General features: G+C 60.1%; 24 protein-coding genes. 11 read left to right on the forward strand and 13 right to left on the reverse strand.

Annotation, left to right across the window (positions count from 1 at the left end; all coding sequences use genetic code 11):
* Window positions 1-17 precede the first annotated feature (17 nt).
* From BFP95_RS23055 to BFP95_RS23085, 7 genes are all read left to right on the forward strand, one after another.
* Entirely contained in the window at window positions 18-926 is a 909-nt protein-coding gene (locus BFP95_RS23055; protein WP_065910764.1) for a sigma 54-interacting transcriptional regulator, read from the forward strand.
* A 144-nt stretch (window positions 927-1,070) separates the two neighbouring features.
* Window positions 1,071-1,853, forward strand: coding sequence for a MetQ/NlpA family ABC transporter substrate-binding protein (locus BFP95_RS23060; protein WP_049710620.1), 783 nt, complete (start codon window positions 1,071-1,073; stop codon window positions 1,851-1,853).
* Between the two features lie 300 nt (window positions 1,854-2,153).
* Window positions 2,154-3,524, forward strand: coding sequence for a TcdA/TcdB catalytic glycosyltransferase domain-containing protein (locus BFP95_RS23065; RefSeq protein ID WP_065875901.1), 1,371 nt, complete (start codon window positions 2,154-2,156; stop codon window positions 3,522-3,524).
* Window positions 3,525-3,862: 338 nt separating this feature from the next.
* Window positions 3,863-4,528, forward strand: coding sequence for an amino acid ABC transporter permease (locus BFP95_RS23070; RefSeq protein ID WP_003187615.1), 666 nt, complete (start codon window positions 3,863-3,865; stop codon window positions 4,526-4,528).
* Window positions 4,509-5,168, forward strand: a complete 660-nt coding sequence (locus BFP95_RS23075; protein ID WP_065875899.1) for an amino acid ABC transporter permease — start codon at window positions 4,509-4,511, stop codon at window positions 5,166-5,168. Before BFP95_RS23070 ends, BFP95_RS23075 begins: the two co-directional genes overlap by 20 nt.
* Window positions 5,165-5,941, forward strand: coding sequence for an amino acid ABC transporter ATP-binding protein (locus BFP95_RS23080; protein WP_065875898.1), 777 nt, complete (start codon window positions 5,165-5,167; stop codon window positions 5,939-5,941). The genes BFP95_RS23075 and BFP95_RS23080 overlap by 4 nt, the downstream gene beginning before the upstream one ends.
* Window positions 5,938-6,789, forward strand: a complete 852-nt coding sequence (locus BFP95_RS23085) for a transporter substrate-binding domain-containing protein (protein WP_065910765.1) — start codon at window positions 5,938-5,940, stop codon at window positions 6,787-6,789. Before BFP95_RS23080 ends, BFP95_RS23085 begins: the two co-directional genes overlap by 4 nt.
* A gap of 124 nt (window positions 6,790-6,913) precedes the next feature.
* Here BFP95_RS23085 and BFP95_RS23090 read toward each other — a convergent pair whose 3' ends face one another.
* Window positions 6,914-8,074 carry an AAA family ATPase gene (locus tag BFP95_RS23090; protein WP_065910766.1) on the reverse strand — a complete coding sequence of 387 codons (1,161 nt, stop codon included), beginning with the start codon at window positions 8,072-8,074 and terminating at the stop codon, window positions 6,914-6,916.
* A 232-nt stretch (window positions 8,075-8,306) separates the two neighbouring features.
* Between BFP95_RS23090 and BFP95_RS23095 the strand changes: the two genes are divergently transcribed.
* The 3 genes from BFP95_RS23095 to BFP95_RS23105 are packed head-to-tail and all read left to right on the forward strand — an operon-like array spanning window position 8,307 to window position 13,518.
* Window positions 8,307-9,389, forward strand: coding sequence for an efflux RND transporter periplasmic adaptor subunit (locus tag BFP95_RS23095; RefSeq protein WP_065879744.1), 1,083 nt, complete (start codon window positions 8,307-8,309; stop codon window positions 9,387-9,389).
* Window positions 9,386-10,456 carry an efflux RND transporter periplasmic adaptor subunit gene (locus BFP95_RS23100; RefSeq protein WP_065875890.1) on the forward strand — a complete coding sequence of 357 codons (1,071 nt, stop codon included), beginning with the start codon at window positions 9,386-9,388 and terminating at the stop codon, window positions 10,454-10,456. The genes BFP95_RS23095 and BFP95_RS23100 overlap by 4 nt, the downstream gene beginning before the upstream one ends.
* Complete coding sequence (locus BFP95_RS23105; protein ID WP_065910767.1) at window positions 10,453-13,518, forward strand: efflux RND transporter permease subunit; 3,066 nt, start codon at window positions 10,453-10,455, stop codon at window positions 13,516-13,518. Before BFP95_RS23100 ends, BFP95_RS23105 begins: the two co-directional genes overlap by 4 nt.
* A gap of 132 nt (window positions 13,519-13,650) precedes the next feature.
* Here the strand turns inward: BFP95_RS23105 and BFP95_RS23110 are convergent, their stop codons facing one another.
* From BFP95_RS23110 to BFP95_RS23165, 12 genes are all read right to left on the reverse strand, one after another.
* Window positions 13,651-14,277 carry a class I SAM-dependent methyltransferase gene (locus tag BFP95_RS23110; RefSeq protein WP_065875886.1) on the reverse strand — a complete coding sequence of 209 codons (627 nt, stop codon included), beginning with the start codon at window positions 14,275-14,277 and terminating at the stop codon, window positions 13,651-13,653.
* Window positions 14,278-14,316: 39 nt separating this feature from the next.
* Window positions 14,317-14,961 (reverse strand): methionine ABC transporter permease, encoded by a 645-nt coding sequence (locus BFP95_RS23115; RefSeq protein ID WP_016974994.1) that lies wholly within the window; start codon window positions 14,959-14,961, stop codon window positions 14,317-14,319.
* Window positions 14,951-16,066, reverse strand: a complete 1,116-nt coding sequence (locus tag BFP95_RS23120) for a methionine ABC transporter ATP-binding protein (protein ID WP_065879749.1) — start codon at window positions 16,064-16,066, stop codon at window positions 14,951-14,953. The genes BFP95_RS23115 and BFP95_RS23120 overlap by 11 nt, the downstream gene beginning before the upstream one ends.
* On the reverse strand, window positions 16,063-16,878 hold the full coding sequence (locus BFP95_RS23125) for a MetQ/NlpA family ABC transporter substrate-binding protein (RefSeq protein ID WP_065910768.1): 816 nt from the start codon (window positions 16,876-16,878) through the stop codon (window positions 16,063-16,065). The genes BFP95_RS23120 and BFP95_RS23125 overlap by 4 nt, the downstream gene beginning before the upstream one ends.
* Window positions 16,879-17,021: 143 nt before the next feature.
* Window positions 17,022-18,374, reverse strand: coding sequence for an LLM class flavin-dependent oxidoreductase (locus tag BFP95_RS23130; protein ID WP_065910769.1), 1,353 nt, complete (start codon window positions 18,372-18,374; stop codon window positions 17,022-17,024).
* Entirely contained in the window at window positions 18,374-19,567 is a 1,194-nt protein-coding gene (locus tag BFP95_RS23135) for an SfnB family sulfur acquisition oxidoreductase (RefSeq protein ID WP_065879751.1), read from the reverse strand. Before BFP95_RS23135 ends, BFP95_RS23130 begins: the two co-directional genes overlap by 1 nt.
* Before the next feature lie 24 nt (window positions 19,568-19,591).
* Window positions 19,592-20,833: an SfnB family sulfur acquisition oxidoreductase gene (locus tag BFP95_RS23140; protein WP_065875875.1), complete on the reverse strand. Its 1,242-nt coding sequence runs from the start codon at window positions 20,831-20,833 to the stop codon at window positions 19,592-19,594.
* Between the two features lie 187 nt (window positions 20,834-21,020).
* Window positions 21,021-21,785, reverse strand: a complete 765-nt coding sequence (locus BFP95_RS23145; protein ID WP_065875873.1) for a hypothetical protein — start codon at window positions 21,783-21,785, stop codon at window positions 21,021-21,023.
* Window positions 21,786-22,155: 370 nt separating this feature from the next.
* Window positions 22,156-22,902 (reverse strand): L-cystine ABC transporter ATP-binding protein TcyN, encoded by a 747-nt coding sequence (gene tcyN / locus BFP95_RS23150; RefSeq protein ID WP_065875871.1) that lies wholly within the window; start codon window positions 22,900-22,902, stop codon window positions 22,156-22,158.
* Between the two features lie 3 nt (window positions 22,903-22,905).
* Window positions 22,906-23,571, reverse strand: coding sequence for a cystine ABC transporter permease (tcyL, locus tag BFP95_RS23155; protein ID WP_049710605.1), 666 nt, complete (start codon window positions 23,569-23,571; stop codon window positions 22,906-22,908).
* Window positions 23,571-24,371 (reverse strand): cystine ABC transporter substrate-binding protein, encoded by an 801-nt coding sequence (gene tcyJ / locus BFP95_RS23160; RefSeq protein ID WP_065875870.1) that lies wholly within the window; start codon window positions 24,369-24,371, stop codon window positions 23,571-23,573. The genes tcyL and tcyJ overlap by 1 nt, the downstream gene beginning before the upstream one ends.
* A 188-nt stretch (window positions 24,372-24,559) precedes the next feature.
* Window positions 24,560-25,555 carry a D-cysteine desulfhydrase gene (locus tag BFP95_RS23165; RefSeq protein ID WP_065879753.1) on the reverse strand — a complete coding sequence of 332 codons (996 nt, stop codon included), beginning with the start codon at window positions 25,553-25,555 and terminating at the stop codon, window positions 24,560-24,562.
* Between the two features lie 165 nt (window positions 25,556-25,720).
* Here BFP95_RS23165 and epsC point away from each other — a divergent pair, with 165 nt between their 5' ends.
* A complete protein-coding gene (epsC, locus tag BFP95_RS23170) occupies window positions 25,721-26,647 on the forward strand; it encodes a serine O-acetyltransferase EpsC (RefSeq protein WP_065875866.1) in 927 nt (308 codons plus the stop codon).
* Window positions 26,648-26,747 lie beyond the last annotated feature (100 nt).

The following is a 26,747-nucleotide window of genomic DNA, read 5'->3' on the forward strand; positions in this document are numbered from 1 at the left end:
GGGGGCGGGAGCCTGCCATGAGTCTGCATGAAACCTACGGCCAGCCCTTGCTGACCTTTCCCGACGCCGAGAAAAGCCCGCTGAGTATCCGCGCCAAGGCGTTGGTGTTTGTTGATCCTCGTTCGCGCCAATTGCGCGAAGACCTGGAAAGCCTCGCGCCGCGCGCGTTACCTGTGTTGATCCGCGGCGAGACCGGTAGCGGTAAAGAGCTGCTGGCGCGGCATATCCACTGTGGCAGCGACCGCACCGGCTTGTTTGTTTCGGTCAACTGCGGCGCCATCAGCCCGACTTACGCCGATGCCGAATTGTTCGGCTATGCCGCTGGCGCCCACAGTGGCGCGGCCAGCAGCCGGGCCGGTTGGTTTGGCTCGGCGAATGGCGGCACGTTGTACCTGGATGAGATCGGCGACTTGCCGCTGCCGATCCAGGTGAAACTGCTGGCCGCCCTGGAAAACCACGAAGTTACCCGCGTCGGTGCCCATCAGCCTAGCCCAGTGGATGTGCGCCTGGTTGCCGCCACCAGCATCGACCTGGCCCAGGCCGTGGCTGCCGGCAAGTTCCATGAGCGCTTGTTCCATTACTTGAGCGAAGGCCGGTTGGACTTGCCGGCACTGCGCGAGCGCGTCGGCGATATCCTGTCCCTGGCCGAGTACTTCCTCGGGATCTACAGTCAGCGCCTGGACCTGCCGGTGCCGCTGATCAGTGATGACGCGCAGCGTGTGCTGGAACACCACAGCTGGCCGGGAAACACCCGTGAGCTGGAAAACGTTATTCACTTTGCGTTGCTGGTCAGCAGCGGCGACGAGATTTTGCCCGAGCATTTGAACCTGCCAGCGGCGGGCTCACCCCTGGAGCGAGTACAGCGAATTTTCAACAGCGCCAGCCCTGCCGAGCAGGAAACCCTGCGCAAATTCCTGTATGAATAAAATGGAATATCAACGTGAATAAAAGATATTGTTCGGGAATAAAAAATCTAGGTATTGTCCATTCCACGCCGCGATAGCACTTCGCTGGCACACCTCATAAAAACGGTCGTCAGAGACGCCCCGGAATGTCGATAAGGACACTGCATGAAAAAGGTTCTGTTGTTTACCGCACTGGCGGCTGCCCTGACTGCAAGCTTGGCCCAGGCCAACGAGAAATTGGTCGTAGCGGCGACCCCGATCCCGCACGCCGAGATCCTCGAGCTGATCAAGCCAACCCTGGCCAAAGAAGGCGTGGACCTGGAAATCAAAGTCTTCACCGACTACGTGCAACCCAACACGCAGGTTGCCGAGAAACGCCTGGATGCCAACTACTTCCAGACCCTGCCGTACCTGGAAAACTTCAACAAGGGCAAGGGCACCAACCTGGTCACTGTAATTGGCGTACACGTTGAGCCAATCGGCGGTTACTCGAAAAAAATCAAGAATATTTCTGAGCTCAAAGATGGCGCCACCGTTGCCATCCCGAACGAAGGCTCCAACAGCGGCCGTGCCCTGTTGCTGCTGCAAAAGAATGGTCTGATCACGCTGAAAGACCCAACCAATGCCCTGTCCACACCGAAAGACATCAAGGACAACCCCAAGCACCTGAAATTCAAGGAGCTGGAATCGGCCCTGCTGCCACGTGTACTGGATCAGGTTGACCTCGACGTCATCAACACCAACTACGCCCTGGAAGCTGGCCTCAACCCGGCGAAAGACGCGCTGATCATTGAAGACGCCAAGTCGCCCTACGTGAACTTCCTGGTGGCACGCCCGGACAACAAGGACAGCGACGCTATCCAGAAACTGTCCAAGGCCCTGACCAGCCCGGAAGTCAAAGCCTTCATCGAGAAGAAGTACAACGGCGCGGTAGTGCCGGCGTTCTGATGTAAGCCAAAACCCCCTTCAAGGTTTCAACGCCGACGGCTACTACAGCGTCGGCGTTTTTTTATGCGGTCTTTTTGAAAAAAACAGGGTTGGAAAATATAGGCGCGTTAACTGCTTTATTGGCCTTGGCAAATGGTTTGGTTCATTTATCAGTTTGAATAATTATTTCTGAGTGTATTTATAAATTATCTTACAGTTTTAGTTTTGCCCGATTGAATGTGTGAGAGCAAGCTTGCACAGGTTGTAGGAGTCATCGCATGGAGGCGCCAGTGAGTTATATAAGCTTTTGGAGCCGTTATTATGTTGAAATCCATTTTCCCCGATCATGTGCCGACCTTTATGGCAGCTCCTGCCATTGGAGCTCACCCGCCGGAAAGTGCTGCAAGCTTCGAAACCCAATACCCCAAAGACCAGTTCAAGCCGGTGGCCAATAATATCCACATGGTCTGGGTCGGCTCCAAGCCCGGCTCAAACCAGGACACCTACTTACGCCAGTGGGCCAAGATGAACCCCAACCATAAAATTATGTTGTGGGTGGACTCTACTCAATTTGATACTTATGCAACTAATAAAACTGCACAGGCCAAAGCTGAAAGTATCTATCCAAACTATCAGTCGGAAAGGCCTGTTCGTGGTTTGTTCAGTCAACTTAAAACGGTGATGAGCAGCCCGGGGAACGAGCCGCGTAATAAGATTGAGCAAAAACAAGTGATCTCAGAGCTTAATAAAGAACTGTCGTCCCCAGGTAACAAAGCATTGAGGGCTTCTCTGCTGCCTGAGGGTGGGAAAGTGACTGCGGAAAATGCTTCGCAAGTGCTAAGTGCATTTGCGCGTCATGCTTCGCGTACCGATGATAAGTTTAATCAAGCAGAAGCCACCATTCTCGACCAGACCACTAAGTCCTGGGACCGCTATGTCAGCAACCCGCCCCGTGATACGACGGCGCTAACTGCTTTGCAAGAGCGATTCGCAGACCTGAAAAACGTACAGATACGTGATTTGAGCAATCCGGCCGATATACGTTTGAAAAACCAGGACGTTTATCAACATGAAATCATCGGACGCAATGGCGGTTATGCCGCAGCCTCTGACGTCGCCCGGTATGAAATCGTCAATCGACATGGCGGCACCTACACAGACATCGATCTGGAAAGCGTACGCCCGCTCGATGGCGCGTTGAATGCCCATCCGGACCTGATGCTGGTCGGCATGGCGGCAGGCAAGAGTGAAGCGAGTGGCAACGCCACACCTTATTTTGCCAACGCGTTGTTCGCCAGCCATCCCCAGAGCGCGATGCTGACGACCATGATTGATGACATCGGGGATAAATATCGCTCGATGAAAGGTAATGAGTACGCCGGCGACCGTTATTTCAGCCGCCCGAACAAAAGCACGATCGAAACCACCGGGCCCAACGCATTACGCGGGCATGTCGACCGGGTGATACAAGAAGCCAAAGGGCAACCGGACCAAATACGTAACGACGCCGCATCCTCCGCCGAACGTATATGGGACATGGCGAAGCCAGAGAACAAAGAGTACTGGAGCCTGGTGGATTCGCACTTCAAGTTCCCGGACAACTACGTCAATTTTGAAACGGAAGAGCAGCAGAAAAGTGCCACCAAAGCCATGGCGGGGGGCGCTGATCGGCGGCCATCGGCGCAAGGTTGAAAGCGTGAAAACAGCCTCACCGTGGTGAGGCTGTTTTTTTGTCACAGTGCCTGGCTATTGATTGCCCTGCGCAACGCCATCAACCATTTCACCAACTCCTGCGGATCAATCGGTTTCCCTTCGTTCATTGTTCAATCCCTCGAATCTCAGACCCCACAACCATAGCCGTCACCCGGCAAACCCGCGAATCCGCCGGTTATCTTTTTGGGTGATATCAATATGCTATTTTGGTATTTAAATTTTGCTTTTTATGCTTTTAAAGTTCGCGCTACCCGGCGTTACCCATGTCGGATCGGATTGCGCTCGCTGCATTACCCTTGCGGCGTCATGGACTGGAAATGACCTTCGATTTCGCTTTTATCCTCAGCACCCTGCCGGCGTTTTTGAAAGCCGTGGGGGTGACCCTGCAAGTAGGCTTGATCGCCATTGCCACCTCGCTGCTGGTGGCGCTGATCAACGCGGCGCTGCTGGTGTTTCGCACGCCGTACCTGTCGCGCCTGGTGGCGCTGTACGTGGAGCTGGCCCGCAACACGCCGCTGCTGATCCAACTGTTTTTCGTGTACTTCGCGCTGCCGGCCCTGGGCTTCAATATTTCCGGGTTCTGGGCGGCGATCATCACCATGACGTTCCTTGGCGGCGCGTACCTCACTGAAGTGCTGCGCGCCGGTGTGGAAGCCGTGCCGCTGGCGCAGATCGAGTCGGGCAAGTCCATCGGCCTGTCCGATTGGCAACTGCTGCGGCATGTGATCCTGCCGCAGGCCGGCATTCTCAGCCTGCCGGCGCTGTTCGCCAATTTCATCTTCCTGCTCAAGGAAACCACCGTGGTCTCGGCCGTGGCGGTGCCGGAGATTCTCTACACCACCAAGAGCTACATCGCGCTGTACTACAAGACTTACGAGATGCTCGCCGTGCTGACGCTGATTTGCGTACTGCTGTTCTTGCCGCTGTCGCTGCTTCTCAGCCGCTTGGAAAGGAGGCTCCAACATGGCCAGTTCGGGTCTTGAGTTGTTGTGGGTGTCGTTGCCGCAACTGGGCAAAGGCGCCGCGCAAACCCTGTCGATTTCATTCTTGAGCATCGCCTTCAGCACCGTCGGTGGCGTGTTGTATGGCGTGCTGCGCACCTTGAATAACACGCTGATCAACGCGGCGCTGCGGGTTTATCTGGAGCTGTTTCGCGCAATCCCGGTGCTGGTGTGGTTGTACCTGCTGTTTTTCGGTCTGCCGATTTTCTTTGGCCTGAGCATCCCGAGTTTCTGGTGCGCGGTGCTGGTGCTGTCGTTGTGGGGCGCCAGTGAAGTCGGCGAAGTGGTGCGTGGCGCCTTGCATTCGTTGCCTCGCGGCCAGCGCGAGGCGGGGTTGTCGATAGGCCTCTCTGATCCGCAGCTCTACGGCTACGTGCTGCTGCCACAGGCGCTCAAGCGCATGACGCCACCGACCATCAACGTCTACACGCGCATCATCAAGACCAGCTCCCTGGCGGTGCTGATCGGCGTGGTGGATGTGATCAAGGTCGGCCAGCAAATCATCGAACGCACCTATGAGTCGGTTCTGATCTATGGCGTGCTGTTCCTGTTTTTCTTCTTTATCTGCTACCCGTTGTCGGCCGCCTCCAAGGTGCTGGAACGGCGCTGGGCCCAAGCATGAGCGCATTGATCGAGTTTCAGGGTTTCAACAAGTTCTTTGGCGAGGCGCAGGTGCTCAAGGGCATCGACCTGAGTGTGCAAAGCGGTGAAGTGGTGGTGATCCTCGGCCCCAGTGGCTGCGGCAAAAGCACCTTGCTGCGTTGCCTTAATGGTCTGGAAGTCGCGCATAGCGGTAGCCTGCGCTTTGCCGGCAATGAGCTACTGGACAAGAAAACCGACTGGCGCCAGGTGCGCCAGGACATTGGCATGGTGTTCCAGAGTTACCACCTGTTCCCGCACATGAGCGTGCTCGACAACATCCTGCTCGGCCCGTTGAAGGTGCAAAAACGCGACCCTCGTGAAGCCCGCGAGCAGGCCGAAAAACTGCTGGACCGCGTGGGCCTTGCCGACAAGCGCGACGCCTTCCCACGCCAGCTCTCTGGCGGCCAGCAGCAACGCATCGCCATCGTCCGCTCGTTGTGCATGAACCCCCAAGTGATGCTGTTTGACGAAGTCACCGCCGCCCTCGACCCGGAAATGGTCAAGGAAGTGCTGGAAGTGATCCAGGGCCTGGCCCGCGATGGCATGACCCTGCTGATCGTCACCCACGAAATGGCCTTCGCCCGCGCCGTCGCCGACCGCGTGGTGTTTATGGAGGCCGGTCGCATCCTTGAACACAACACCCCCGAAGAATTCTTTACGAACCCGCAAACCGCACGCGCGCAGCAGTTCCTGGAGAAGTTCTCCTTTGTGTCAACACTGCCCAAAAAACCTAAGGAACTTGCGCTGATATGAAAAAGTTACTGCTGCCACTGTTTGCCGTCGCCTTACTGGCCGGGTGCGATAAAAAGGCCGAAGAGCCTGTAAAGCCGGCTGCCACCGTGAGCTACATCGACAAGATCAAGGCGCGCGACAAGCTGATCGTCGGCGTCTTCACCGACAAGCCGCCGTTCGGTTTTGTCAACGAAGCCGGTCGCTATGTGGGGTTCGATACCGACATTGGCCGTCAATTCGCCAAGGACCTGCTGGGCGACGAAAACAAAGTCGAATTCGTGGCGGTCGAGCCGGCCAGCCGTATTCCGTTTCTGCAAAGCGACAAGGTCGATCTGATCCTTGCCAACATGACTGTGACCCCGGAGCGCAAGGAAGCGGTGGACTTCACCAACCCCAACCTGAAAGTCGCGGTACAGGCCCTGGTGCCAAACAACAGCGCCGTGAAAAGCCTGGATGACCTGGCCACCCGTACGACCATCGTCACCACCGGTACCACGGCTGATATCTGGCTGACCAAGAACCACCCGGACTGGAAGCTGCTCAAGTTCGAGAAGAACTCCGAGTCGTTGCAAGCGTTGTCGGCGGGGCGTGGTGATGCCTATGCGCAAGACAACCTGGTGTTGTTCAGCTGGGCCAAGCAGAACCCGGGCTACCGCGTGCTGGAAGAGAAACTCGGTGATGAAGCGCCGATTGCGCCAGCGGTGAAAAAGGGCAATGTCGAACTGCGTGACTGGGTGAATGCCGAGTTGGCGAAGTTGGGTGAGGAAAAGTTTTTGCTCAAGCTGTATGACCAATATGTGCGTAAAGAGCTGAGCGATGACACCAAGCCTGAGAGTGTGATTGTGGAAGGTGGGAAGTGGCAGGGTTGATCCGTTCATTATTGAGTGACTGACCTACCGCTATCGCAGGCGAGCCCGCTCCCACATTTGAAAGTATTCACACATCAAAATGTGGGAGCGGGCTTGCCCGCGATGAGGCCAGTACAGGCGACGCCTATTCTGGCCAATGCCAAGCCGGCGCATCCAGAATCCCCTGCCCGACGATCCGTGTCTCCCCCAACACCTTCTCCAGCACAATCGAATTACACCCCTCATCCTGCTGCAACGCCGCAATCAAGCGGCTGGCATGGGACACCACCCACACTTGGCAATGCTGCGAAGCCTGGATAATCAAGCGCGCCAACGCCGGTAACAAATCCGGGTGCAGGCTGGTCTCCGGCTCGTTCAGCACCATCATGGTCGGTGGCCTCGGCGTCAGCAGCGCCGCGATCAGTAGCAAGTATCGCAAGGTGCCGTCGGATAACTCTGCCGCCGACAGTGGCCGCAGCAAACCTTCCTGATAAAACTCAATCGCAAAACGCCCGCCCTGCAGCGGCTCGATATTCAGGCGCGCGCCGGGGAACGCATCGCTTACCGCCCGCTGCAAAGCCTCGGGGTCGCCGATCTCGCGGATCGTCTGCAACGCTGCCGCCAGATCGCGCCCATCGTGGTGCAAAACCGGTGTGCGCGTACCCAATTGCGGCTGGCGTACCGGTGCATCCACATCGCTGCGAAAGTGATCATAAAAGCGCCAGCCACGGATGCTTTCCCGCAGCAGCAACACCTCCGGCGAGCCGCGCAGGCTGCCGACCTGGTCAAATAGGCTGTGATAGTTGGGCGTGTGCTGGGCGAGGACATCCCAGTTTCGACCGTCGCGTGCGCGCACCATGGGCCCGGACCGTTGCACCAGCAGGCTCGCCGGACGGTAGAGGTGGCCGGCCCAGATGCATTCCTTCTTTACTTCCGGGTCCAGGGAGAAGTACGACAGAGTCTTTTCCGGCAGCCCAAGGGAAATCGCGTAGCTGAAGTCGTCCCCGGCAAAGCCCAGGCGCAAGCGTTTGACGCCCTGGCGCACGGTGGCCTCAACCGGCACCTCACCGCTGCGCATGCGCCGGCTGATGGTTTCCGGCCCGGCCCAGAAGGTGGAGTCCAATCCGCCTTCACGGGCCAGCGCATTGATCACCCCGCCCTGGGCGGTTTCCGCCAGCAGGCGCAGGGCGCGGTACAAGTTGGACTTGCCGCTGCCATTGGGCCCGGTGACCAGGTTCAGCCGGTCCAGGGGCACCACTAATGTGTTGATCGAGCGGTAATTGGCCACCGCGAGGGTCTTGAGCATCGGTCACATACCTGTAGTGAGCGGGCTTGCCGCGCGCGCTGGGGTGCGTAGCAGCCCCAAAAGGAATCACCCCATTCTATCGGAAAGAACTTCTGCACCTGGCGGGGGACCGCTTCGCAGTCCAGCGCGGGGCAAGCCCGCTCACTACAGAAAGCGCCCACCTGTGGAACCCTGAACTAAGCTCACAGTCGCATACACACTGGCAAGTCGGCATCACGCAAAAGGAGCCTGCATGGGCGCTCGCATTTCCACCTGTATTTTTGGTCTTGGCTTACTGACGCTACTGAGCGGCTGTGGCGAGGAAAAGGCTGAACCCAAGGCGCATTCACGGGTGTTTGTGCAGACCGTGCAGTCGGCGGATTTTGCGGCGGCGGTCACGCTCACCGGCGATATCCAGGCCAGGGTGCAAACCGATCTGTCGTTTCGCGTCGGCGGTAAGATTATCCAGCGCATGGTGGATGTGGGTGACCGCGTAACCGCCAAGCAAGTGCTGGCCAAGCTCGACCCGAAGGATTTGCAAACCAACGTTGATTCCGCCCAGGCCCAGGTCGTGGCCGAGCAGGCGCGGGTCAAGCAAACCGCCGCCGCCTTTGTCCGCCAGGAAAAGCTCCTGCCCAAGGGCTACACCAGTCGCAGCGAATACGATTCCGCCCAGGCCGCGCTGCGCAGCAGCCAAAGCGCACTGGCGGCCGCCCAAGCCCAGTTGGCCAATGCCCGCGAACAACTCGGTTATACCGCGCTGATCGCCGAAGCGCCGGGTGTGATTACGGCGCGTCAGGCCGAGGTCGGCCAGGTGGTACAGGCCACTGTGCCGATTTTCAGCCTGGCCCGCGATGGCGAGCGTGATGCCGTATTCAACGTGTACGAGTCGCTGCTGGTAGAGCCGCCGCCGGATGCGCCGATCACCGTCAGCCTGTTGGATAACCCGAGCATCAAGGCCGTGGGCAAGGTCCGTGAGGTCACGCCAGCCGTGGCCGCGAATACCGGCACCGTGCAGGTGAAAATCGCCCTGCAAGCCCTGCCCAAGGGCATGGAGCTGGGCTCGGTGGTGAGCGCTACCGCCAATGGTCCGGCCAAGGCCAGTATCGAATTACCCTGGGCCGCGCTGACCAAAGATCTCAGCGAGCCCGCCGTTTGGTTGATCGACGGCGACGGCAAGGCGCAATTGCATAAAGTTACCGTGGCGCGTTACCTCACCGGCAAGGTCATCATTGGCGATGGCCTCAAAGGCGGCGAAAAAGTGGTGGTGGCCGGTGGGCAATTGCTGCACCCCGGCATGCTGGTCGAGATCGCCCAGCAAGGAGCGCAGCCATGAAGCGCCTGACGGGGGTACTCGCCGCCAGCCTGTTGCTGGTTGCCTGTTCGAAGGAAGAGCCGCCGCCGGAGCCCCTGCGCCCGGTGCTGTCCATGGAAGTAACATCGGAAGATCAGGAAAACCTCGGTCGTTTTGCCGGCACCATCCAGGCCCGCTACGAAAGTAACCTGGGCTTTCGCGTGCCTGGGCGTATTGCGCGGCGCGCCGTGGATGTGGGGGCCGAAGTGGAGAAGGGTGCCTTGCTCGCCGTACTCGATCCCACTGACCAACAGAACCAATTGCGTTCCGCCCAGGGCGATCTGGCGCGCGTACAGGCGCAATTCATCAATGCCCAGGCCAACGCCCGCCGTCAGCAGGAGCTGTTCAACCGTGGCGTCGGCGCCCAGGCCCAGTTGGATATTGCCCAGACTGACCTGAAAACCACCCAGGCCACCCTCGAGCAGGCACAAGCCTCAGTCAATCAAGCCAAAGACCAACTCAACTACGCCGAACTGCGCACCGACCATGCCGGCATCGTCACCGCCTGGAATGCCGAGGCCGGCCAGGTGGTCAGCGCTGGACAGCAAGTGGTGACCCTGGCCCGTCCGGATATCAAGGAAGCGGTGATTGATTTGCCTGCCGGCCTTGCCGAGCGCCTGCCGCATGACGTGGTGTTCCTGGTCGCCGGGCAACTCGACCCGAGCGTCAACACCACAGCCATCGTGCGCGAGATTGAGCCCCAGGCGCAAAGCGCCACACGCACCCGTCGCGCGCGGCTAACGCTGGCCGAAACACCACCGGCATTCCGCCTCGGCACGGCGATCAGCGTCACTCTGAGCACCGCCATCGCCCCGCGCATCGAAGTGCCCCTGAGCGCCCTGCAGGACGTCGACGGCAAGACCCGCATCTGGCTGCTCGACACCCAAAGCCAGACCGTGCAACCGCGCGACATCAGCGTGATCAGCCGTGATGCCAACAGCGCCTTGCTCAATGGCGGCGTCAAACCCGGCGAGCGCATTGTCACCGCTGGCGTGAACAGCCTGAAGCCTGGGCAGAAGGTCAAAATCGACGAGGACAGCCCGCGATGAAAGGGAGTTTCAACTTATCCGACTGGGCCCTCAAGCATCAGTCTTTCGTCTGGTACTTGATGTTCGTCGCGCTTCTGATGGGCGTGTTCTCCTACATGAACCTGGGCCGCGAGGAAGACCCCTCGTTCACCATCAAGACCATGGTGATCCAAACCCGCTGGCCGGGCGCGACCCAGGAAGAAACCCTCAAGCAGGTCACTGACCGCATCGAGAAAAAACTCGAAGAGCTGGACTCCCTCGACTACGTAAAAAGTTACACGCGGCCGGGCGAGTCCACGGTGTTCGTGTTCCTCAAGGACACCACCAGCGCCAAGGACATCCCGGGCATCTGGTACCAGGTCCGTAAGAAGATCGACGATATTCGCGGCAACTTCCCTCAAGGTTTGCAGGGGCCGTCATTCAACGATGAGTTCGGTGATGTGTTCGGCTCGGTGTACGCCTTTACCGGCGACGGCCTTTCGATGCGCCAGTTGCGCGACTACGTGGAACAGGTGCGCGCTGAGATTCGTTCGGTGCCGGGGTTGGGCAAGGTCGAGATGATCGGCCAGCAGGACGAAGTGATTTACCTGAATTTTTCCACGCGCAAGCTGGCGGCCCTGGGGATTGATCAGCGCCAGGTCGTGCAGAGCCTGCAGTCGCAAAATGCGGTGACCCCGGCCGGGGTGATCGAGGCCGGGCCGGAGCGGATTTCCGTGCGCACGTCGGGGCAATTTGCCTCGGAGAAAGACCTGGCCAACGTCAACCTGCGGCTCAATGACCGCTTCTATCGCCTGGCAGATATCGCAGAGATCACGCGTGGCTACGTCGACCCGGCGCGGCCGATGTTCCGCTTCAACGGTAAGCCGGCGTTAGGCTTGGCCATCGCGATGCAGAAGGGCGGCAATATCCAGTCGTTCGGCAAGGCCCTGCATGAACGCATGGACGAGTTGACCGCCGACCTGCCGGTGGGCGTCGGCGTGCACAAGGTCTCCGACCAGGCGGAAGTGGTGGAAGAAGCCGTCGGCGGCTTTACCAGTGCGCTGTTCGAAGCGGTGATTATCGTGCTGGTGGTGAGTTTTATCAGCCTGGGCATGCGCGCCGGGCTGGTGGTGGCGTGCTCGATTCCGTTGGTGCTGGCGCTGGTGTTCGTGTTCATGGAGTACAGCGGCATCACCATGCAGCGGGTATCGCTGGGCGCCTTGATTATCGCCCTCGGCCTGTTGGTGGATGACGCGATGATCACCGTCGAGATGATGATCACGCGCCTGGAAAAAGGCGAAACCAAGGAGCAGGCGGCGACCTACGCCTACACCTCGACGGCGTTTCCGATGCTCACCGGTACTTTGGTGACGGTCGCCGGCTTCGTGCCGATTGGCCTTAACGCCAGCTCGGCGGGCGAGTACACCTTCACCCTGTTCGCGGTCATTGCCGTGGCGATGCTGGTGTCGTGGGTGGTGGCGGTGCTGTTTGCGCCGGTGATCGGCGTGCATATTCTCAGCGCCAACGTGAAGCCGCACGATGGCGAGCCGGGGCGAATTGGCCGCGCTTTCAATGGCGGCATGCTGTGGGCCATGCGTAACCGCTGGTGGGCGATCGGCATCACCGTGGCGCTGTTTGTGGCGTCGGTGTTCTCCATGCAGTTTGTGCAGAACCAGTTCTTCCCCTCGTCGGACCGCCCGGAAATCCTCGTCGACCTCAACCTGCCGCAGAACGCCTCGATCAACGAGACCCGTAAAGCCGTCGACCGTCTGGAAGCGATCATCAAGGATGATCCGGACATTTCGCGCTGGAGCACCTACATCGGCCAGGGCGCGATCCGGTTCTACCTGCCGCTCGACCAGCAACTGGAAAACCCCTACTACGCGCAGTTGGTCATCGTGAGTAAGGGCCTGGAGGAGCGCGGCGAGTTGATCCAGCGTCTGCAAAAGCGCCTGCGTGATGACTTTGTCGGCATCGGCAGCTTTGTGCAGCCGCTGGAAATGGGCCCGCCGGTGGGGCGCCCGATTCAGTATCGCGTGTCGGGCAAAGACACCGACCAGGTGCGCAAACACGCCATCGAACTGGCGACGTTGTTGGATAAGAACACCCACCTGGGCGAGATCATCTACGACTGGAACGAGCCGGGCAAAGTGCTGCGCATCGACATTGCCCAGGACAAGGCGCGGCAACTGGGGCTGTCGTCGGAAGACGTGGCGCAGTTGATGAACAGCGTGGTCAGCGGCGCTTCGGTGACCCAAGTACACGATGATATCTACCTGATCAACGTGGTCGGCCGCGCCGAAGACGCCGAGCGCGGCACGCCGGAAACCTTGCAGAACCTGCAGATCGTCACGCCCAACGGCACCTCGATTCCGCTGCTGGCCTTCGCCACCGTACGCTATGAGTTGGAGCAGCCGCTGGTGTGGCGCCGCGATCGCAAGCCGACTATCACCATCAAGGCCTCGGTGCGCGATGAGATGCAGCCGACGGATCTGGTGAAGCAGCTCAAGCCGGAAATCGACAAGTTCAGCGCCGGTTTGCCGGTGGGCTACAAGGTCGCCACCGGCGGTACCGTGGAGGAAAGCGGCAAGGCCCAGAGCCCGATTGCCAGCGTGGTGCCATTGATGCTGTTCCTCATGGCAACCTTCCTGATGATCCAGCTGCACAGTGTGCAGAAGATGTTTCTGGTGGCGAGTGTTGCGCCGCTGGGGCTGATCGGCGTGGTGCTGGCGCTGATTCCCACCGGCACGCCCATGGGCTTTGTGGCAATCCTGGGTATTTTGGCGCTGATCGGCATCATCATCCGCAACTCGGTGATCCTCGTGACGCAAATCCATGAATACGAGGTGGCCGGTTATACGCCGTGGGATGCGGTGGTGGAAGCTACCGAGCACCGGCGTCGGCCGATCCTGCTCACGGCGGCGGCGGCGAGCCTGGGCATGATCCCGATTGCGCGGGAAGTGTTCTGGGGGCCGATGGCGTACGCGATGATTGGCGGGATTATCATCGCCACGTTGCTGACGCTGTTATTCCTGCCGGCGCTGTATGTGGCTTGGTACAAAATCCGCGAACCCAAACAGGAAACCCAGGAAAAACGCAGTTAAAAATGTGGGAGCGGCGGTGCGACGATTCGACTTGCTCGCGAATGCGGTAGCTCAGTTACAGATGTACTGACTGACACCCCGCATTCGCGAGCAAGCCCGCTCCCACAGTCGGAATGCATTGCCAGGCTGCTTTCAGCGTTTGCGCCAGACACTCGCCAGCCACGGTTGCTGCTCCCGAGGCAACCCAGCGGGACGGTAGTAATGCTCCAACTCATCAAACCCAGCCGCTGTCAGCAGTGACTGCCACGCCTCCAGGTCGTGATAAGACCCATACCGTGGCCCGTTCCAGCCTTCCCGGTTTTCGCCGCGTGGATTGGAGCTGAACAAGACTCCGCCTGATTTCAACGACCCGTGAAGCTGCTCCAGCACACGCGGTAATTCCTGCTTGGGAATGTGAAACAGCACCGCATTGGCAAAGATTCCATCGAAGCGCCGGGCCGGCAGATCCAGTTTGAGGAAATCCTGCTGCAACACTTCACAGCCACTGTCTTCGCGCGCCATCTGCGCAAACCGCTCCGAACCATCAAGCCCCACGGCGATATGCCCCATGCGCGTAAACGTCTGCAAATCGCGCCCCGGCCCGCAGCCGAAATCCAGCACGGTAAACGGCGCGGAGCCCTGGATATGCCGCAACAGCGCGTCGATGTTCTGGCTCACATCGTGATCGCGGGTGCCTTCGCGGAAATCCTCAGCCACTGTGTTGTAGTGGCCAAGGGTGGTGGCGGTGATCTGGTCGAGGTCGTCGGGCTTGAGAGTCATGGAGAGCAATACCGGGCGCTGAGATGGTCCGACTATACCTCACCGCTTGTTCAACACCCGCGCCAACCGATCCCCACCCAACTGAATCACCGCCACCAGAATCACCAGCAGCACGATCACCGTCAGCATGATCTGCGTATCGAAGCGCTGATAACCGTAGCGGTAGGCGATGTCACCCAAACCGCCCGCGCCAATCGCCCCGGCCATGGCGGACGAGTTGATCATGGTCACCAGGGTGATGGTGAACCCGCCGACAATTCCCGGCAACGCTTCCGGCAGCAGCACGTGCCAGATGATGTGCCAGCGTCGGCAGCCCATGGCTTGCGCGGCTTCGATCAGGCCGTGGTCGACCTCACGCAGGCTCACCTCGGCAATCCGTGCAAAAAATGGCGTGGCGGCGATGGTCAATGGCACGACCGCCGCCCACACGCCGTAGGTGGTGCCGACGATCAATCGGGTGAACGGGATCAATGCCACCATCAGGATCAAGAACGGAATCGAGCGGAACAGATTGACGAACGCCCCCAGCACGCGGTTCAGCGCCGGGGCTTGGTAAATACCGCCCTTGTCGCTGGTGACCAGGAACACCGCCAGTGGAATTCCCACCAGCAACGCGATCAGCGACGACACGCCGACCATCAACAAGGTGTCGATGGCGCCCTGTACTAAACGATCAAACCACATAGCCCAGCACCTCCACCTGTTGTGCCCAATTCCCGGCGCGTTTACGCAGCTCGCAGGCGTCGTGGGGCGAGCCACTCACCGCCAGCAGCAGTTGCCCCAGGGCGTGCCCCTGGATACGTTCCACGCCGCCTTGCAGCAGGCGTACACGCCCGCCGAGCGCGCTGAACAACGCGGCCAGGTCCGGCTCGTCGGTATCGCTGCCGGTAAACTGCAAACGCAGCACCACAGCGGCATCGGTGGATTGCGGTGTGGCCTGCAAACGGCTTTGCAACTCGTCCGGCAGCCCATGTTGCAGCGGTGCCAGCAGGGTTTTGCTGACGTCATGTTGCGGGTTTCCAAACACTTGCCATACCGGGCCCTGTTCAACGATGCGCCCGTGTTCCAACACCACCACGCGGTCGCAGATTTCGCGGATCACTGCCATCTCATGGGTGATCAATACGATGGTCAGGCCCAGGCGCCGATTGATCTCACGCAGCAGGCCGAGGATCGACTGGGTGGTCTCTGGATCAAGGGCCGAGGTGGCTTCGTCGCAGAGCAAAATCTCTGGGTCGTGTACCAACGAACGAGCGATGCCCACGCGCTGTTTTTGCCCGCCGGAAAGCTGCGCCGGGTAGGACGTGTGCTTGTCCTGCAAACCCACCAATTCCAGCAGTTCGCGCACCTTTTGCTCACGTTGGGGCTTGGGCACTCCGGCCACTTTCAGTGGTAATTCGACGTTTTGCCACACGGTCTTGGCCGACATCAAATTGAAGTGCTGGAAGATCATGCCAATACGCCGACGCAGCGCCACCAGGCGGTCTTCGTCAAATTCGCCAATGTCCACCTGATCGATCAGCACCCGTCCGCTGCTGGGCTGCTCCAGGCGGTTGATGGTGCGGATCAGCGACGACTTGCCGGCGCCGCTGCGGCCGATAATGCCGAACACTTCACCGCGCTGTATCGCCAGGTCTATGCCTTGCAAGGCGTGCACGGTGCCGTCATAGGTCTTGCCCAGGTTGATAAAACGCACATGGGCGCGGTTCAGGTCCGGATGCAGTTCTGTCTGCTCGGCGTCCCTGGGCGCTGAGCCCAGGTCGCGCAATTGGGCATTGGCGGCGGTCATTTTTTATCTTCCCAGCCGACTTGGTAGAGCTTGCCGAGGGACTTATCCAACGCAGCGCGTACCACGGGCGAGTGCTGGTAGATATCGACGAACTTGATCACCCGCGGGTCGGTTTTGCTTTTCGGCTGGATCACGAACTGGATCACGTACTCCGGGTGGTCGAGGCCGTCGAACAGCAGCGCCGATTCAGCATCGAAGGTTTTGGACAGGCGGATATAGGCCGGGTAGCCCTGCACCAGGTCTGCATCGTCATAAGCGCGCACCAGTTGTACGGCCTCGACTTGCAGGATCTTGATCTTTTTCGGGTTGGTCACAATGTCTTCTTCGGTGGCCTTGTAGCCCACGCCCGGCTTGAGGGTGATCAGGCCAGCCTTGGCCAGCAATTGGAGGCCGCGACCGCTGTTGATCGGGTCGTTGGCAATCGCCACGCTGGCGCCCTGGGGCAAGTCGTTGATGCTTTTATATTTTGTCGAATACAGCCCGACGTTGTTGATGATGCCCGGCGCGTACGGCACCAGGTCAAAACCGGCGGCGGCCTTGGCGTTTTCCAGGAATGGGATGTGCTGGAAGTAGTTCACGTCGATATCACCGGCGGCCAGGCTGACGTTGGGCGCGATCCAGTCGGTGAACTCCACCAGCTCGACCTTCAGGCCTTGTTTGTCGGCTTCGGCTACCGCGGCTTCCAGGGGAATGGCGAAGGCGGCGGTGGTGCCGATTTTCAACGGCGCATCGGCGGCGAACGCCGCAGAGCTGAACAAACCGAAGGCCAGGGCCAGTGCTTTGACTGGGTGAGAGAGCAGTGTTTTTTTCATGGTCGATTTCCAGTCATAAGGTGTATTCATTAACAACTCGGTCAACTGTGGGAGCTGACTTGCCTGCGATGGCGGTCTTTCAGCCACATGTGTATTCGCTGACCTACCGCTATCGCAGGCGAGCCAGCTCCCACAGTTTTGGTTCAGTGTCGGTAGGTCGAGCCGGTGTGTTGTTCGGGTAAGCGGGCGCTGCCACCGAAGACCTTTTCGCGCAGCGTTCCGGTGTCATAAGCAGTCTTGTACGAGCCGCGGCGCTGCAACTCCGGCACCACCAGATCAATGAAATCCACGTAACTTTCCGGCGTGACAATGCGCGTCAGGTTGAAGCCATCCAGGCCGGTCTCACTGATCCACGACTCCAACTCATCAGCAACCTGCTCAGGCGATCCCACCAACGTGATATAGCGCCCGCCCAGGGCGTGTTGCTCGAGCAATTTGCGCCGGGTCCAGTCGTTGTTCTGCAGGTTCTTGGTGGCCGATTGGATCGCATTGCTCTTCACGTATTGGATCGGCTCGTCCAGTTCGTACTGAGCGAAGTCGATCGCGGTGGACGCCGAGAAATGCGCCACGCCGGCCTCTGCGCTGGCGTAGCTCAGGTATTCGGCGTGCTTGGCCCAGGCCAGCGCTTCAGTGGCGCCAACGATCACGTTGAGGCCCATGAACACCTTGATGTCATCCGGGTTGCGCCCGGCTTCCACGGCGCTGGCGCGCACCTTGTCCACCTGGAGCTTGGTCGCGGTCTTGTTCTGTCCGCTGATGAACACGCATTCGGCATGACGCCCGGCGAACAGCAAGCCCCGGTCCGAACTGCCCGCCTGAAACAGCACCGGCGTACGTTGCGGCGAGGGTTCGCACAGGTGATAACCCTCCACCTGATAGAACTCACCGTGATGCTCGACCTTGTGCACCTTGCCCGGCTGCGCATACACCCGCGCTTGTGGATCGTTGATCACTGCGTCGTCTTCCCAACTGCCTTCCCAGAGTTTGTAGAGCACCTCCAGGTATTCATCGGCCTGGTCATAACGGCGGTCGTGCTCGACTTGCTCGGTAAGCCCCATGGTCTTGGCGGCGCTGTCGAGGTAGCCGGTGACGATGTTCCAACCGACCCTGCCACGGCTCAGGTGGTCGAGCGTGGACATGCGCCGGGCAAACAGATACGGCGGCTCATAGGTGAGATTGGCGGTGAGGCCGAAGCCGAGGTTTTTTGTGACGGCGGCCATGGCCGAGACCAGCAGCAACGGGTCATTCACCGGCAGTTGGATCGACTCCTTGAGCGGCACATCAATCGAGTGCTGGTACACGTCGTACACACCGACGATATCGGCGATGAACAGGCCGTCGAACAGCCCACGCTCCAGGGTTTGCGCCAGGTCGGTCCAGTACTCGATGGTCTTGTACTGGGTGGACGTGTCCCGTGGGTGGGTCCACAGGCCGTGGTTGATGTGCCCGATGCAGTTCATGTTGAAGGCATTGAGCAGGATTTTTTTCTTCGCCATCAAATGGTCCCCCGCAGTGGCGGGTTTTCATTGTTGAGGTAGTAATTGCCCACCGCGTGGTACTTCCAGCGCACCGGGTCGTGCAGGGTGTGCACGCGAGCGTTGCGCCAGTGACGATCAAGGCCGTGCTCGACCAGGGTGGCCTGGCTGCCGGCGAGTTCAAACAGCGCGCTGCCGGCGGCCAGGGAGATTTCGGTGCTCAAGGCGCGCACTTCAGCGACGGCAATTGAGGCGGCCGCAACCGTCTCGGCATTGCTGTCGGCCTGGGCACGGTCGAGAAATTCCCCTGCGCGTTCCAGCAGTGCCTCGGTGGCATGCAGGCGGATGCTCAGGTGGCCGAAGCTTTTCAGGGTCAGCGGGTCTTCAGTGGCCTTGTCGCTGCCGGAATCGATCCACGGGCGGGTCTTGGTGCGCACGAAGTGCAGCGCATCTTCAAAGGCTGCGCGGGCAATGCCGGTGTCGATGGCCGCATGGAGGATCTGCGCCAGCGGGCCGACGGTGGTCGGGCGTTCGAAGGCGCTCTGGAACGGGATTACGTCATGCGCGGCGACCCACACGTTGTCGAACACCACCGAACCGCTGCCAGTAGTGCGCTGGCCGAAGCCGCTCCAGTCGTCGATGACCGTCAGGCCGTCGCTGTCGCGCGGGACAAAGGCGAGTTGCTGCACGCCCTGTTCATCCACCACTGACGTGGGGATGCGCTGGGCGTAGATCGCGCCGGTGGAATAGAACTTGCGGCCGCTGATGCGGAACCCGTCGCCGTCGCGGGTGATTGAAGTGACGCGGTCATGGGCGGTCTTGGTGCCCAGTTCCGCCAGCGCATTGCCGAAGCGCTGACCGGCGAGCACTTCGGCGTACAGACGCTTTTGCTGCGCAGGGCTGCCGTTTACGCGCAGCACTTCCAGTGCGTAGAAATGGTTCTGCGGGATCTGGCCCAGCGAGGCGTCAGCCTGGGCGATCAGCGCAATGACCTTGGCCAGGGTGACGTTGGACACGCCTGCGCCGCCGTACTCCTTGGGCACGCTGATGCCCCACAGGCCGGAGCGCGAAAACACGTCCAGCTCGGGCAAGGGCAGGCGGCGCTCGCGGTCGCGCTGGGCGCTGTCGCGGCGGAAGTCTTCGGCCAGGTCGCTGGCGACAATAAGGGCGTGTTCGTCGCTGGTAATGACCGCGACGGGGTTAGAGAAAGTCATGATGTTCTCCAGATGTCTGGTCAGTCAGATCCAGGAATGTCGAGCCGGCAACGTGCCGTTCAGTCGATAAGCGCCCACCGCGTGATACTTCCAGCGCACCGGGTCGTGCAGGGTGTGCACCCGCGCGTTGCGCCAGTGACGGTCGAGGTTGAACTCGGCGAGGGTGGCGCGGCTGCCGGCCAGTTCGAAGAGCTTTTCGCTGACCAGCAGCGACACTTCGGTGGTCAGCACTTTCGCCTCGGCCACGGCAATCGACGCACGCGCGGCTGACTGAGCGGTGATCGGCGCGGCGCTGACCTGGTCCAGCACCTGACCGGCCTTGCGCAGCAGGGCTTCGGCGGCGTGCAGTTCGATCTTGAGCTTGCCGATATCGGCGATCACATACAGGTCATCACTGGCGCGTTCGACCTTGGCATCGATCCAGGGACGCGAGCGTTCACGAACGAAGGCGATGGTGTCCTCAAGCGCGCCGCGCGCAATGCCGGCGTCGATGGCGGCCTGAATCAGTTGGGAAACGGCGCCCTGGATGTTCGGGGTTTCGCCGATGCGCCAGTTTTCCACGACCCGTTCGGCGTCCACCGGCACCTGGTCCAGCAGCACCGTGCCACTGGCGGTAGTGCGTTGGCCGAAGCCCGACCAGTCATCAACAATGCGCAGCCCTTCGGTGCCACGGCGCACGAACGCCATGACCTGCTTGCCGTCATCGTTCAGGGCTTTTACCGCAACCCAATGCGCAAACAGCGCGCCGGTGGAATAGAACTTCTGGCCGCTGATTACGTAACCGTCACCCTTGGCGGTGATGCGCGCCTTGAGCTCCAGGGTGTTCTTGGTCCCGCGTTCAGGGCCGCCATTGCCGATGCGCCAACCGTCGAGGACGCTCTGGAACAGCTGCTTTTTCTGGCGCTCGGTGGCCGCACCCTGTAACAGGTGCAGGATGCCGAAATGGTTCTGCGGGATCTGCCCGAGGGCCGGGTCTGCCGCGCTGATGATCGCGAACACGTCGGCCAGGGTTACAAAAGACACCTGCGGGCCGCCGTATTCACGGGGAATGGAAATACTGCCCAGCCCACTGCGGGTGAACTGTTCAATCTGCGCCCACGGCAACTGGCGTTGCCTGTCGCGCTTGGCGGCTTGCAGGCGCGCAGCCTGAGCCAGCTCACGGGCAGCGTTCAACGCCTCTGCATCGTTGCGCAGCACAGCGGCCGGCAACAGCAGGGGGGCTACATCCAGATCACGCTGGGGAGTTGTTAGAGCCAAGTTAGACATCAGCGCCGCTCCTTGGCTGCACGTAATGCCCTGGCGTTGCGCACCGGGGTAATTCTGACCATACCGACCTCGCATTCAATGAAATAAAAACAGAAAAATCAGAGATGTCCGGTGGTCCGGTGCATATACCCTAAGCGTGTTAAATATTTAAATAAACTAACTTTTGGGAATATGCATAGAAGGTCTGTCACCCAGGTTCGCAGGGCGACCCGAGAGGGCGGGGACGATAGATCAGCGCAGTCCCGGCCGGGTGGGTTGGCACCTCGGCGGCAATGCGTAAAGTGCGGGCGGGTGCCCAGCGTGAGTTGTTGCCGACGCGATCCAGAATGCAATAGGTCACCTCCAGCCGGCAGTCGTCGCCGGCTTCGACAATCACCGTCGAAGGCACCCACACCTGCACCGCCTGGCCGATTTCCCTGGCCTGGATCTTCGGCAGATCCAGGCGCACATCGCCCCAGCGCAGGGTGATGGCATCGCCGGTGGTCATGTTCAGGTACGGCTCGATGGTCAGGGGAATACCACGCCGTACCTGGCTGGCGTTGACGCCGCAGCGGCGGATGGTCTCGGGCAGGCCCACGGGGGCGAGGTTGTGGTTTTCGTCGCGGTACAGGGGCGAGGGTTGGCCGCCAGGGTAGTGGGTCTTTACGCGCACCCGCGTTTCGGCGGAGCGCGCAGGGCCATGGCCGATCTGCATGACCTGGTAATGGACCTGAGCCGGTCCATCCAGCACGAAACTTTCCGGCACCCGCAGGTGGGTGAATGCGCCGACCTTGCACGCGGTCACCCGCCGTGAAGCGGCAAAGCAGTTGTTCCAGAACAGCTCGATCAGGTCGCCTTCATCCATGCCGGGATACGGCGCGATGTCGACCTGCAGGTGTGTGGCGGCCAGGGCATTGATGCCATTGCCGATGGCCTGGGGCAGTGTCGGGGCAGTGAGCAGGGGGGGCGTCATAAATAATCTCCTTGATACAGCCAGCAGCAATCGTCCCGGACCTTTGGCGCGGGTGCGCGGGGTGACCGAAATGAACGATTCAGAAAACAGCTGGGATAGGATCCAATCCTCTGAACGCTAGATAAGAGGGTTGGCCAAGGGGCGTCAATGGCGGCAAAAGGCTAAACGGCGGGTTTGGCGATATTCAGAAGGGTCTGACTGGGGCGGGGATATTCAGGCGGATACGGGGGGATGTTTTACAGGTTGGAATGAGGACTTCCTGTAGGAACACCCTTGTGTGGGAGCTGGCTTGCCTGCGATAGCATCACCCAGGTGTGACTGCTCTACCGAGGTGTCTGCATCGCAGGCAAGCCAGCTCCCACACAGGGGTTCAGTGCGCCAGAAACTTGCTCAAAAACTGCCGGGTGCGTTCTTCCTTGGGGTTGGCAAACAGCGTCTTGGCTTCGCCTTGTTCAACGATCACGCCCTTGTCGAAGAAGATCACGCGGTTGGCCACGTCACGGGCAAAGCTCATCTCGTGGGTGACGATGACCATGGTGCGGTTTTCTTCGGCAAGGCTGCGAATGGTCGCCAGCACTTCGCCCACCAGCTCCGGGTCCAGCGCCGAGGTGGGTTCGTCAAACAGAATCACCTCCGGCTCCATGGCCAGTGCACGCGCAATCGCCACGCGCTGTTGCTGGCCACCGGACAAGCGCCGTGGGTAGACATCTTCCTTACCTGCCAGGCCCACCTTGGCCAGCAGTTTGCGCCCCAGGGTGTCAGCGGCTTCGCGTGGCATCTTCTTGACCACGGTGGGGCCTTCGATGACGTTTTCCAGCGCAGTGCGGTGCGGGAACAGGTTGAAGCTCTGGAATACAAACCCCACGTGCTGGCGCAGGCGCCGCACCAGGCTTTGTTGCTGGTTGATCGGCCTGCTGGTGTCGATTTCGATGTCGCCTACCTTGATGCGGCCACTGGTGGGCTGTTCGAGGAAGTTCAGGCAGCGCAGGAAGGTGGTCTTGCCGGAACCGCTGGGGCCGATAATGGCGATGACTTCGCCTTCCTTGACCTCAAGGTCGATGCCGTTGAGCACCACCTGACCGTTGAATTGTTTGGTCAGTTTTTCAACCACGATCATGCTTCAGGACTCCAGGTCATGCCGGTTGACCCGGGCTTCCAGACGATTTTGGAAATACGCCAGGATGCTGACCAGCACCCAGTAGATCAGGGCGGCCGACAGGTACATCGCGAAAATCTCGAACGTGCGCGCGGACACCAACTGCGCCTGGCGCAGCAGCTCGGGCACTTGGATGGTCGCTGCCAGCGAGGTGTCCTTCACCAGCGATGTAAAGCTGTTACCCAGCGGTGGCAATGCAGTACGCATCGCCTGCGGCAGGATCGCCCGACGCAGGGTCTGCACACGGGTCATGCCGATACTGGCAGCGGCTTCCCACTGGCCACGCTCGATAGAGCTGATGGCGGCGCGCAAGGTTTCACAGATATACGCTGCCATGTTCAATGAGAGGCCGATCAACGCGGCGGGAATCGGGTCGAGTTCGATACCCACTTGCGGCAAGCCGTAATACATCATGAACAGCTGCACCAGCAACGGCGTACCGCGAAAGAACGACACGTAGACGCGGGCGATCCAACTCAGCGTCTTGAAGCGCGACAAACGCATCAAGGCCAGGCCGAAGCCCAGCACAAAGCCGAAAAACAAACCGCCCAGGCTCAAGATCACGGTGAAGTACACGCCCTGCATCAAGAAGGGCGTGGAATTCAGGATCAATTGAAACTTTTCTTCCATTATTGGGTGACGTCAGCGTTGAAGTACTTCTCGGAGAGTTTTTTCAACGTGCCGTCTGCGCGCAGTTTTTCGATGGCCTTGTTGACCGCAGCCAGCAACTCAGGCTCGCCTTTACGCAGGGCTACGCCTGCTTCTTGACGAGAAAACGCGTCACCGGCAGCGGCGGTGTCCGGGGCTTTTTTGGCGTATTCCAGTGCCGCCAGGCGGTCGATCAGGATGGCGTCGATACGGCCGATGCGCAGGTCCTGGAACTTGGTTGGGTCATCTTCGTAGGTGCGGATATCAGCGTTCTTGACGTTGGCTTTCACCCACTCCTCGTAATTGGTGCCCAGGCCCACCCCGACCTTTTTACCGGCCAGGTCGGCAGCAGATTTGATATTGAGTTTGTCTTCGTTCTTCTTCAGTACCAACGCCTGAATCCCGGAAACGGTATAGGGCTCAGAAAAGTCGTACTTCTTTTTGCGCTCTTCGGAAATGGTGACTTGGTTGATCACCGCGTCCAGTCGCTTGGATTCCAGTGCGGCCAGGATGCCGTCCCACTTGGTGGCCTGCAGTTTGACCTTCACGCCCAGCTCCTTGGCCAGCGCTTCGGAAAACTCCACTTCAAAACCCGCGAGCTTGCCGTCTTCCCCGACAAAGCTGAAGGGTGGGTAAGTGCCTTCCAGACCGACGTTGATGACGCCGGCTTTCTTGATGTTGTTCAGCTGCTCGCCGGCAATTGCCTGGCCCATCAGGCCAGCCCCGAGTGCCAGGCCCAAAGTGCCGACCAGCAACGTGCGACGGAATACAGAAATAGTCATGAAGAGCCCCTGTGTTTTTATGTTGAGCGAAGCAGGTGACGCGGTAGTCGTATCCTGCCTTAAAGCGCGTAGCGCGTCTTCGCCTACGGCGCGACTATAAAGCTGGTTTTTAAGACTTGAAAATAATATAAATATAAATTGATATTCTTTTTTAGAATATATCAAGGATCTAATGTGGCAGCGTTTATTCAGCTGAACACTGAGTCATAGGCAAACAACGCCGGCGCCCCGCCGGTATGCAGGAAAATAATCGGCCCGTCTTCAAACCGGTTACGGCCGATACCGTCCAGCAAGCCGGCCATGGCCTTGCCAGTGTAGACCGGGTCCAGCAGCAGGCCTTCCTGACTCGCCAATAGCTTGACCGCAGAAAGGGTGCCGGCGTTCGGTTCGCCATAGCGCGGCCCGAAGTATTCGTCCCACAGGATCACCTTGAACGCTTGCGGGATATCCACACCCAGCAACTGCGCGGTACGTTCGGCCAAGTCCTGCACTTTCGGGCGCTGGGCTTCGTCGGTACGCGACACGGTGACGCCAATTACGGGCAGGTCTGGCAGCACTTCACTCAAGGCCAGGGCGAGGCCGCTGTGGGTCCCCGCACTGCCGGAGGCCAACACCACGGCGGCAAATTCGATGCCGCTGTCTTCGATCTGCGCGGCCAGCTCAAGCCCGGCGCGTACATAACCCAGGGCGCCCAGGGCATTGGAGCCGCCGATAGGCACCAGGTACGGCTTCTTGCCGCTGCTGCGCAGGCGGTCGGCGAGGGCATTGAGCTGGTCGTCGACGTTGTCGAGGTTTTCCACCAACTCTACTTTGGCGTCGAACAGGTCAAGCAGCAGGCGGTTGCCATTGCCCAGGTAGTTGGGGTCGTCGGTACCGGTAGGGTTTTCCAGCAAGGCAACGCAGCCCAGGCCCAGCTTGGCGGCCAGCGCAGCGGTCTGGCGTACGTGATTGGACTGGATAGCGCCGGCGGTCACCAGGGTGTCGGCGCCTTGGGCGATGGCATCGGCGGCCAGGTATTCAAGTTTGCGCAGCTTATTGCCGCCCATGGCCAGCGGCGTGGTGTCGTCGCGCTTGACGTACACATCCCTGCCCAGCCAGGCCGACAGCCGCTCGAGTTTTTCCAGGGCAGTGGCGCCGCCCAGCAATTCCAGGCGGTTAAAACGGTCGAGCTGTTGTTTGATCATGGCTACGCACGGTTGATGAGTATGGGGCGACTATAGGCAGGCACTTTTCATCGGGCAACCGACAATCGCTTATTCCGGACAGTTCTTAGTATCACACCATTGGTTCTTAAGAGTGGCCCGGGCGCATACCGTAAAGTGATGGCCATTTCGTCAGGAGTGAATACCGTGAGTGAGCGTTCCAGCCATTGGCAACTACAGACCATCGTCAGCCAACTGCGCGGCGCCCGGGACCAATGGCGAACGCGCAATGGGCGCTTGAGTGGCGAGCATGGCGGCCGTGAGTTGCCGTCACGCGAGGCGGTGGCGCAGATTCTCGAAGCACTGTGTGGCGCGCTTTTCCCCATGCGCCTGGGGCCGGTGGACCTGCGTGAAGAGAGTGAAGATTTTTACGTCGGCCATACCCTCGATGTGGCACTCAATGCTCTGCTTGGTCAAGCGCGCCTGGAGTTGCGCTACGCTGCGCGCCAGGGCGCCCAGGACGACAGCACTGTCGATGCTCACGCCATCCGCCTGATCCAAGATTTCGCCCTGGCCCTGCCGTCCCTGCGCAGCCTGTTGGACACCGACGTTCTCGCCGCCTATCACGGCGACCCGGCCGCGCGCAGTGTTGATGAAGTGCTGCTGTGCTATCCGGGGATCCTGGCGGTGATTCACCATCGCCTGGCCCACCACCTGTACCGCGCCGGCCTACCGCTGTTGGCGCGGATCAGCGCGGAAATTGCCCACTCGGCCACCGGTATTGATATCCACCCCGGCGCGCAGATCGGCCCGAGTTTCTTTATTGACCACGGCACCGGTGTGGTGATCGGCGAAACCGCGATCATCGGCGAGCGCGTGCGCATCTACCAGGCCGTGACCCTGGGCGCCAAGCGCTTCCCGGCCGATGAAGATGGGCAGTTGCAGAAGGGCCACCCACGCCATCCGATTGTCGAGGATGACGTGGTGATTTACGCCGGGGCGACCATCCTGGGACGCATCACCATTGGCAAAGGCTCAACCATCGGCGGCAACGTGTGGTTGACTCGCAGTGTGCCGGCGGGGGCGAACCTGACGCAGGCGAACCTGCAGCACGATGACGGCACGCAAAAGTAAACTCGTCAGCCGTCAAGCCGACTCAGTGACAGGCGGGTTTGCTCGCGCAACCATTCGTTGCGCCGCGCGGCCAGGTCGTTATAGACCTGGTCGTAGAGCG

Source organism: Pseudomonas sp. 58 R 12, from assembly GCF_900005865.1.
Taxonomy (GTDB): Bacteria; Pseudomonadota; Gammaproteobacteria; order Pseudomonadales; family Pseudomonadaceae; genus Aquipseudomonas; species Aquipseudomonas tritici.

Excerpts from the sequence above, each read along its gene's own strand:
- BFP95_RS23070 (WP_003187615.1), top strand. The coding sequence starts at position 3,863 with ATGACCTTCGATTTCGCTTTTATCCTCAGCACCCTGCCGGCGTTTTTG.
- BFP95_RS23135 (WP_065879751.1), bottom strand. The coding sequence starts at position 19,567 with ATGACTTTCTCTAACCCCGTCGCGGTCATTACCAGCGACGAACACGCC.
- BFP95_RS23080 (WP_065875898.1), top strand. The coding sequence starts at position 5,165 with ATGAGCGCATTGATCGAGTTTCAGGGTTTCAACAAGTTCTTTGGCGAG.
- tcyN (WP_065875871.1), bottom strand. The coding sequence starts at position 22,902 with ATGATCGTGGTTGAAAAACTGACCAAACAATTCAACGGTCAGGTGGTG.
- BFP95_RS23110 (WP_065875886.1), bottom strand. The coding sequence starts at position 14,277 with ATGACTCTCAAGCCCGACGACCTCGACCAGATCACCGCCACCACCCTT.
- BFP95_RS23055 (WP_065910764.1), top strand. The coding sequence starts at position 18 with ATGAGTCTGCATGAAACCTACGGCCAGCCCTTGCTGACCTTTCCCGAC.
- BFP95_RS23105 (WP_065910767.1), top strand. The coding sequence starts at position 10,453 with ATGAAAGGGAGTTTCAACTTATCCGACTGGGCCCTCAAGCATCAGTCT.
- BFP95_RS23085 (WP_065910765.1), top strand. The coding sequence starts at position 5,938 with ATGAAAAAGTTACTGCTGCCACTGTTTGCCGTCGCCTTACTGGCCGGG.
- BFP95_RS23120 (WP_065879749.1), bottom strand. The coding sequence starts at position 16,066 with ATGACCGCCGCCAATGCCCAATTGCGCGACCTGGGCTCAGCGCCCAGG.
- BFP95_RS23140 (WP_065875875.1), bottom strand. The coding sequence starts at position 20,833 with ATGTCTAACTTGGCTCTAACAACTCCCCAGCGTGATCTGGATGTAGCC.
- BFP95_RS23065 (WP_065875901.1), top strand. The coding sequence starts at position 2,154 with ATGTTGAAATCCATTTTCCCCGATCATGTGCCGACCTTTATGGCAGCT.
- BFP95_RS23115 (WP_016974994.1), bottom strand. The coding sequence starts at position 14,961 with ATGTGGTTTGATCGTTTAGTACAGGGCGCCATCGACACCTTGTTGATG.
- tcyL (WP_049710605.1), bottom strand. The coding sequence starts at position 23,571 with ATGGAAGAAAAGTTTCAATTGATCCTGAATTCCACGCCCTTCTTGATG.
- BFP95_RS23165 (WP_065879753.1), bottom strand. The coding sequence starts at position 25,555 with ATGATCAAACAACAGCTCGACCGTTTTAACCGCCTGGAATTGCTGGGC.
- BFP95_RS23090 (WP_065910766.1), bottom strand. The coding sequence starts at position 8,074 with ATGCTCAAGACCCTCGCGGTGGCCAATTACCGCTCGATCAACACATTA.
- BFP95_RS23145 (WP_065875873.1), bottom strand. The coding sequence starts at position 21,785 with ATGACGCCCCCCCTGCTCACTGCCCCGACACTGCCCCAGGCCATCGGC.
- tcyJ (WP_065875870.1), bottom strand. The coding sequence starts at position 24,371 with ATGACTATTTCTGTATTCCGTCGCACGTTGCTGGTCGGCACTTTGGGC.
- BFP95_RS23075 (WP_065875899.1), top strand. The coding sequence starts at position 4,509 with ATGGCCAGTTCGGGTCTTGAGTTGTTGTGGGTGTCGTTGCCGCAACTG.
- BFP95_RS23130 (WP_065910769.1), bottom strand. The coding sequence starts at position 18,374 with ATGGCGAAGAAAAAAATCCTGCTCAATGCCTTCAACATGAACTGCATC.
- BFP95_RS23060 (WP_049710620.1), top strand. The coding sequence starts at position 1,071 with ATGAAAAAGGTTCTGTTGTTTACCGCACTGGCGGCTGCCCTGACTGCA.
- BFP95_RS23095 (WP_065879744.1), top strand. The coding sequence starts at position 8,307 with ATGGGCGCTCGCATTTCCACCTGTATTTTTGGTCTTGGCTTACTGACG.
- BFP95_RS23100 (WP_065875890.1), top strand. The coding sequence starts at position 9,386 with ATGAAGCGCCTGACGGGGGTACTCGCCGCCAGCCTGTTGCTGGTTGCC.
- BFP95_RS23125 (WP_065910768.1), bottom strand. The coding sequence starts at position 16,878 with ATGAAAAAAACACTGCTCTCTCACCCAGTCAAAGCACTGGCCCTGGCC.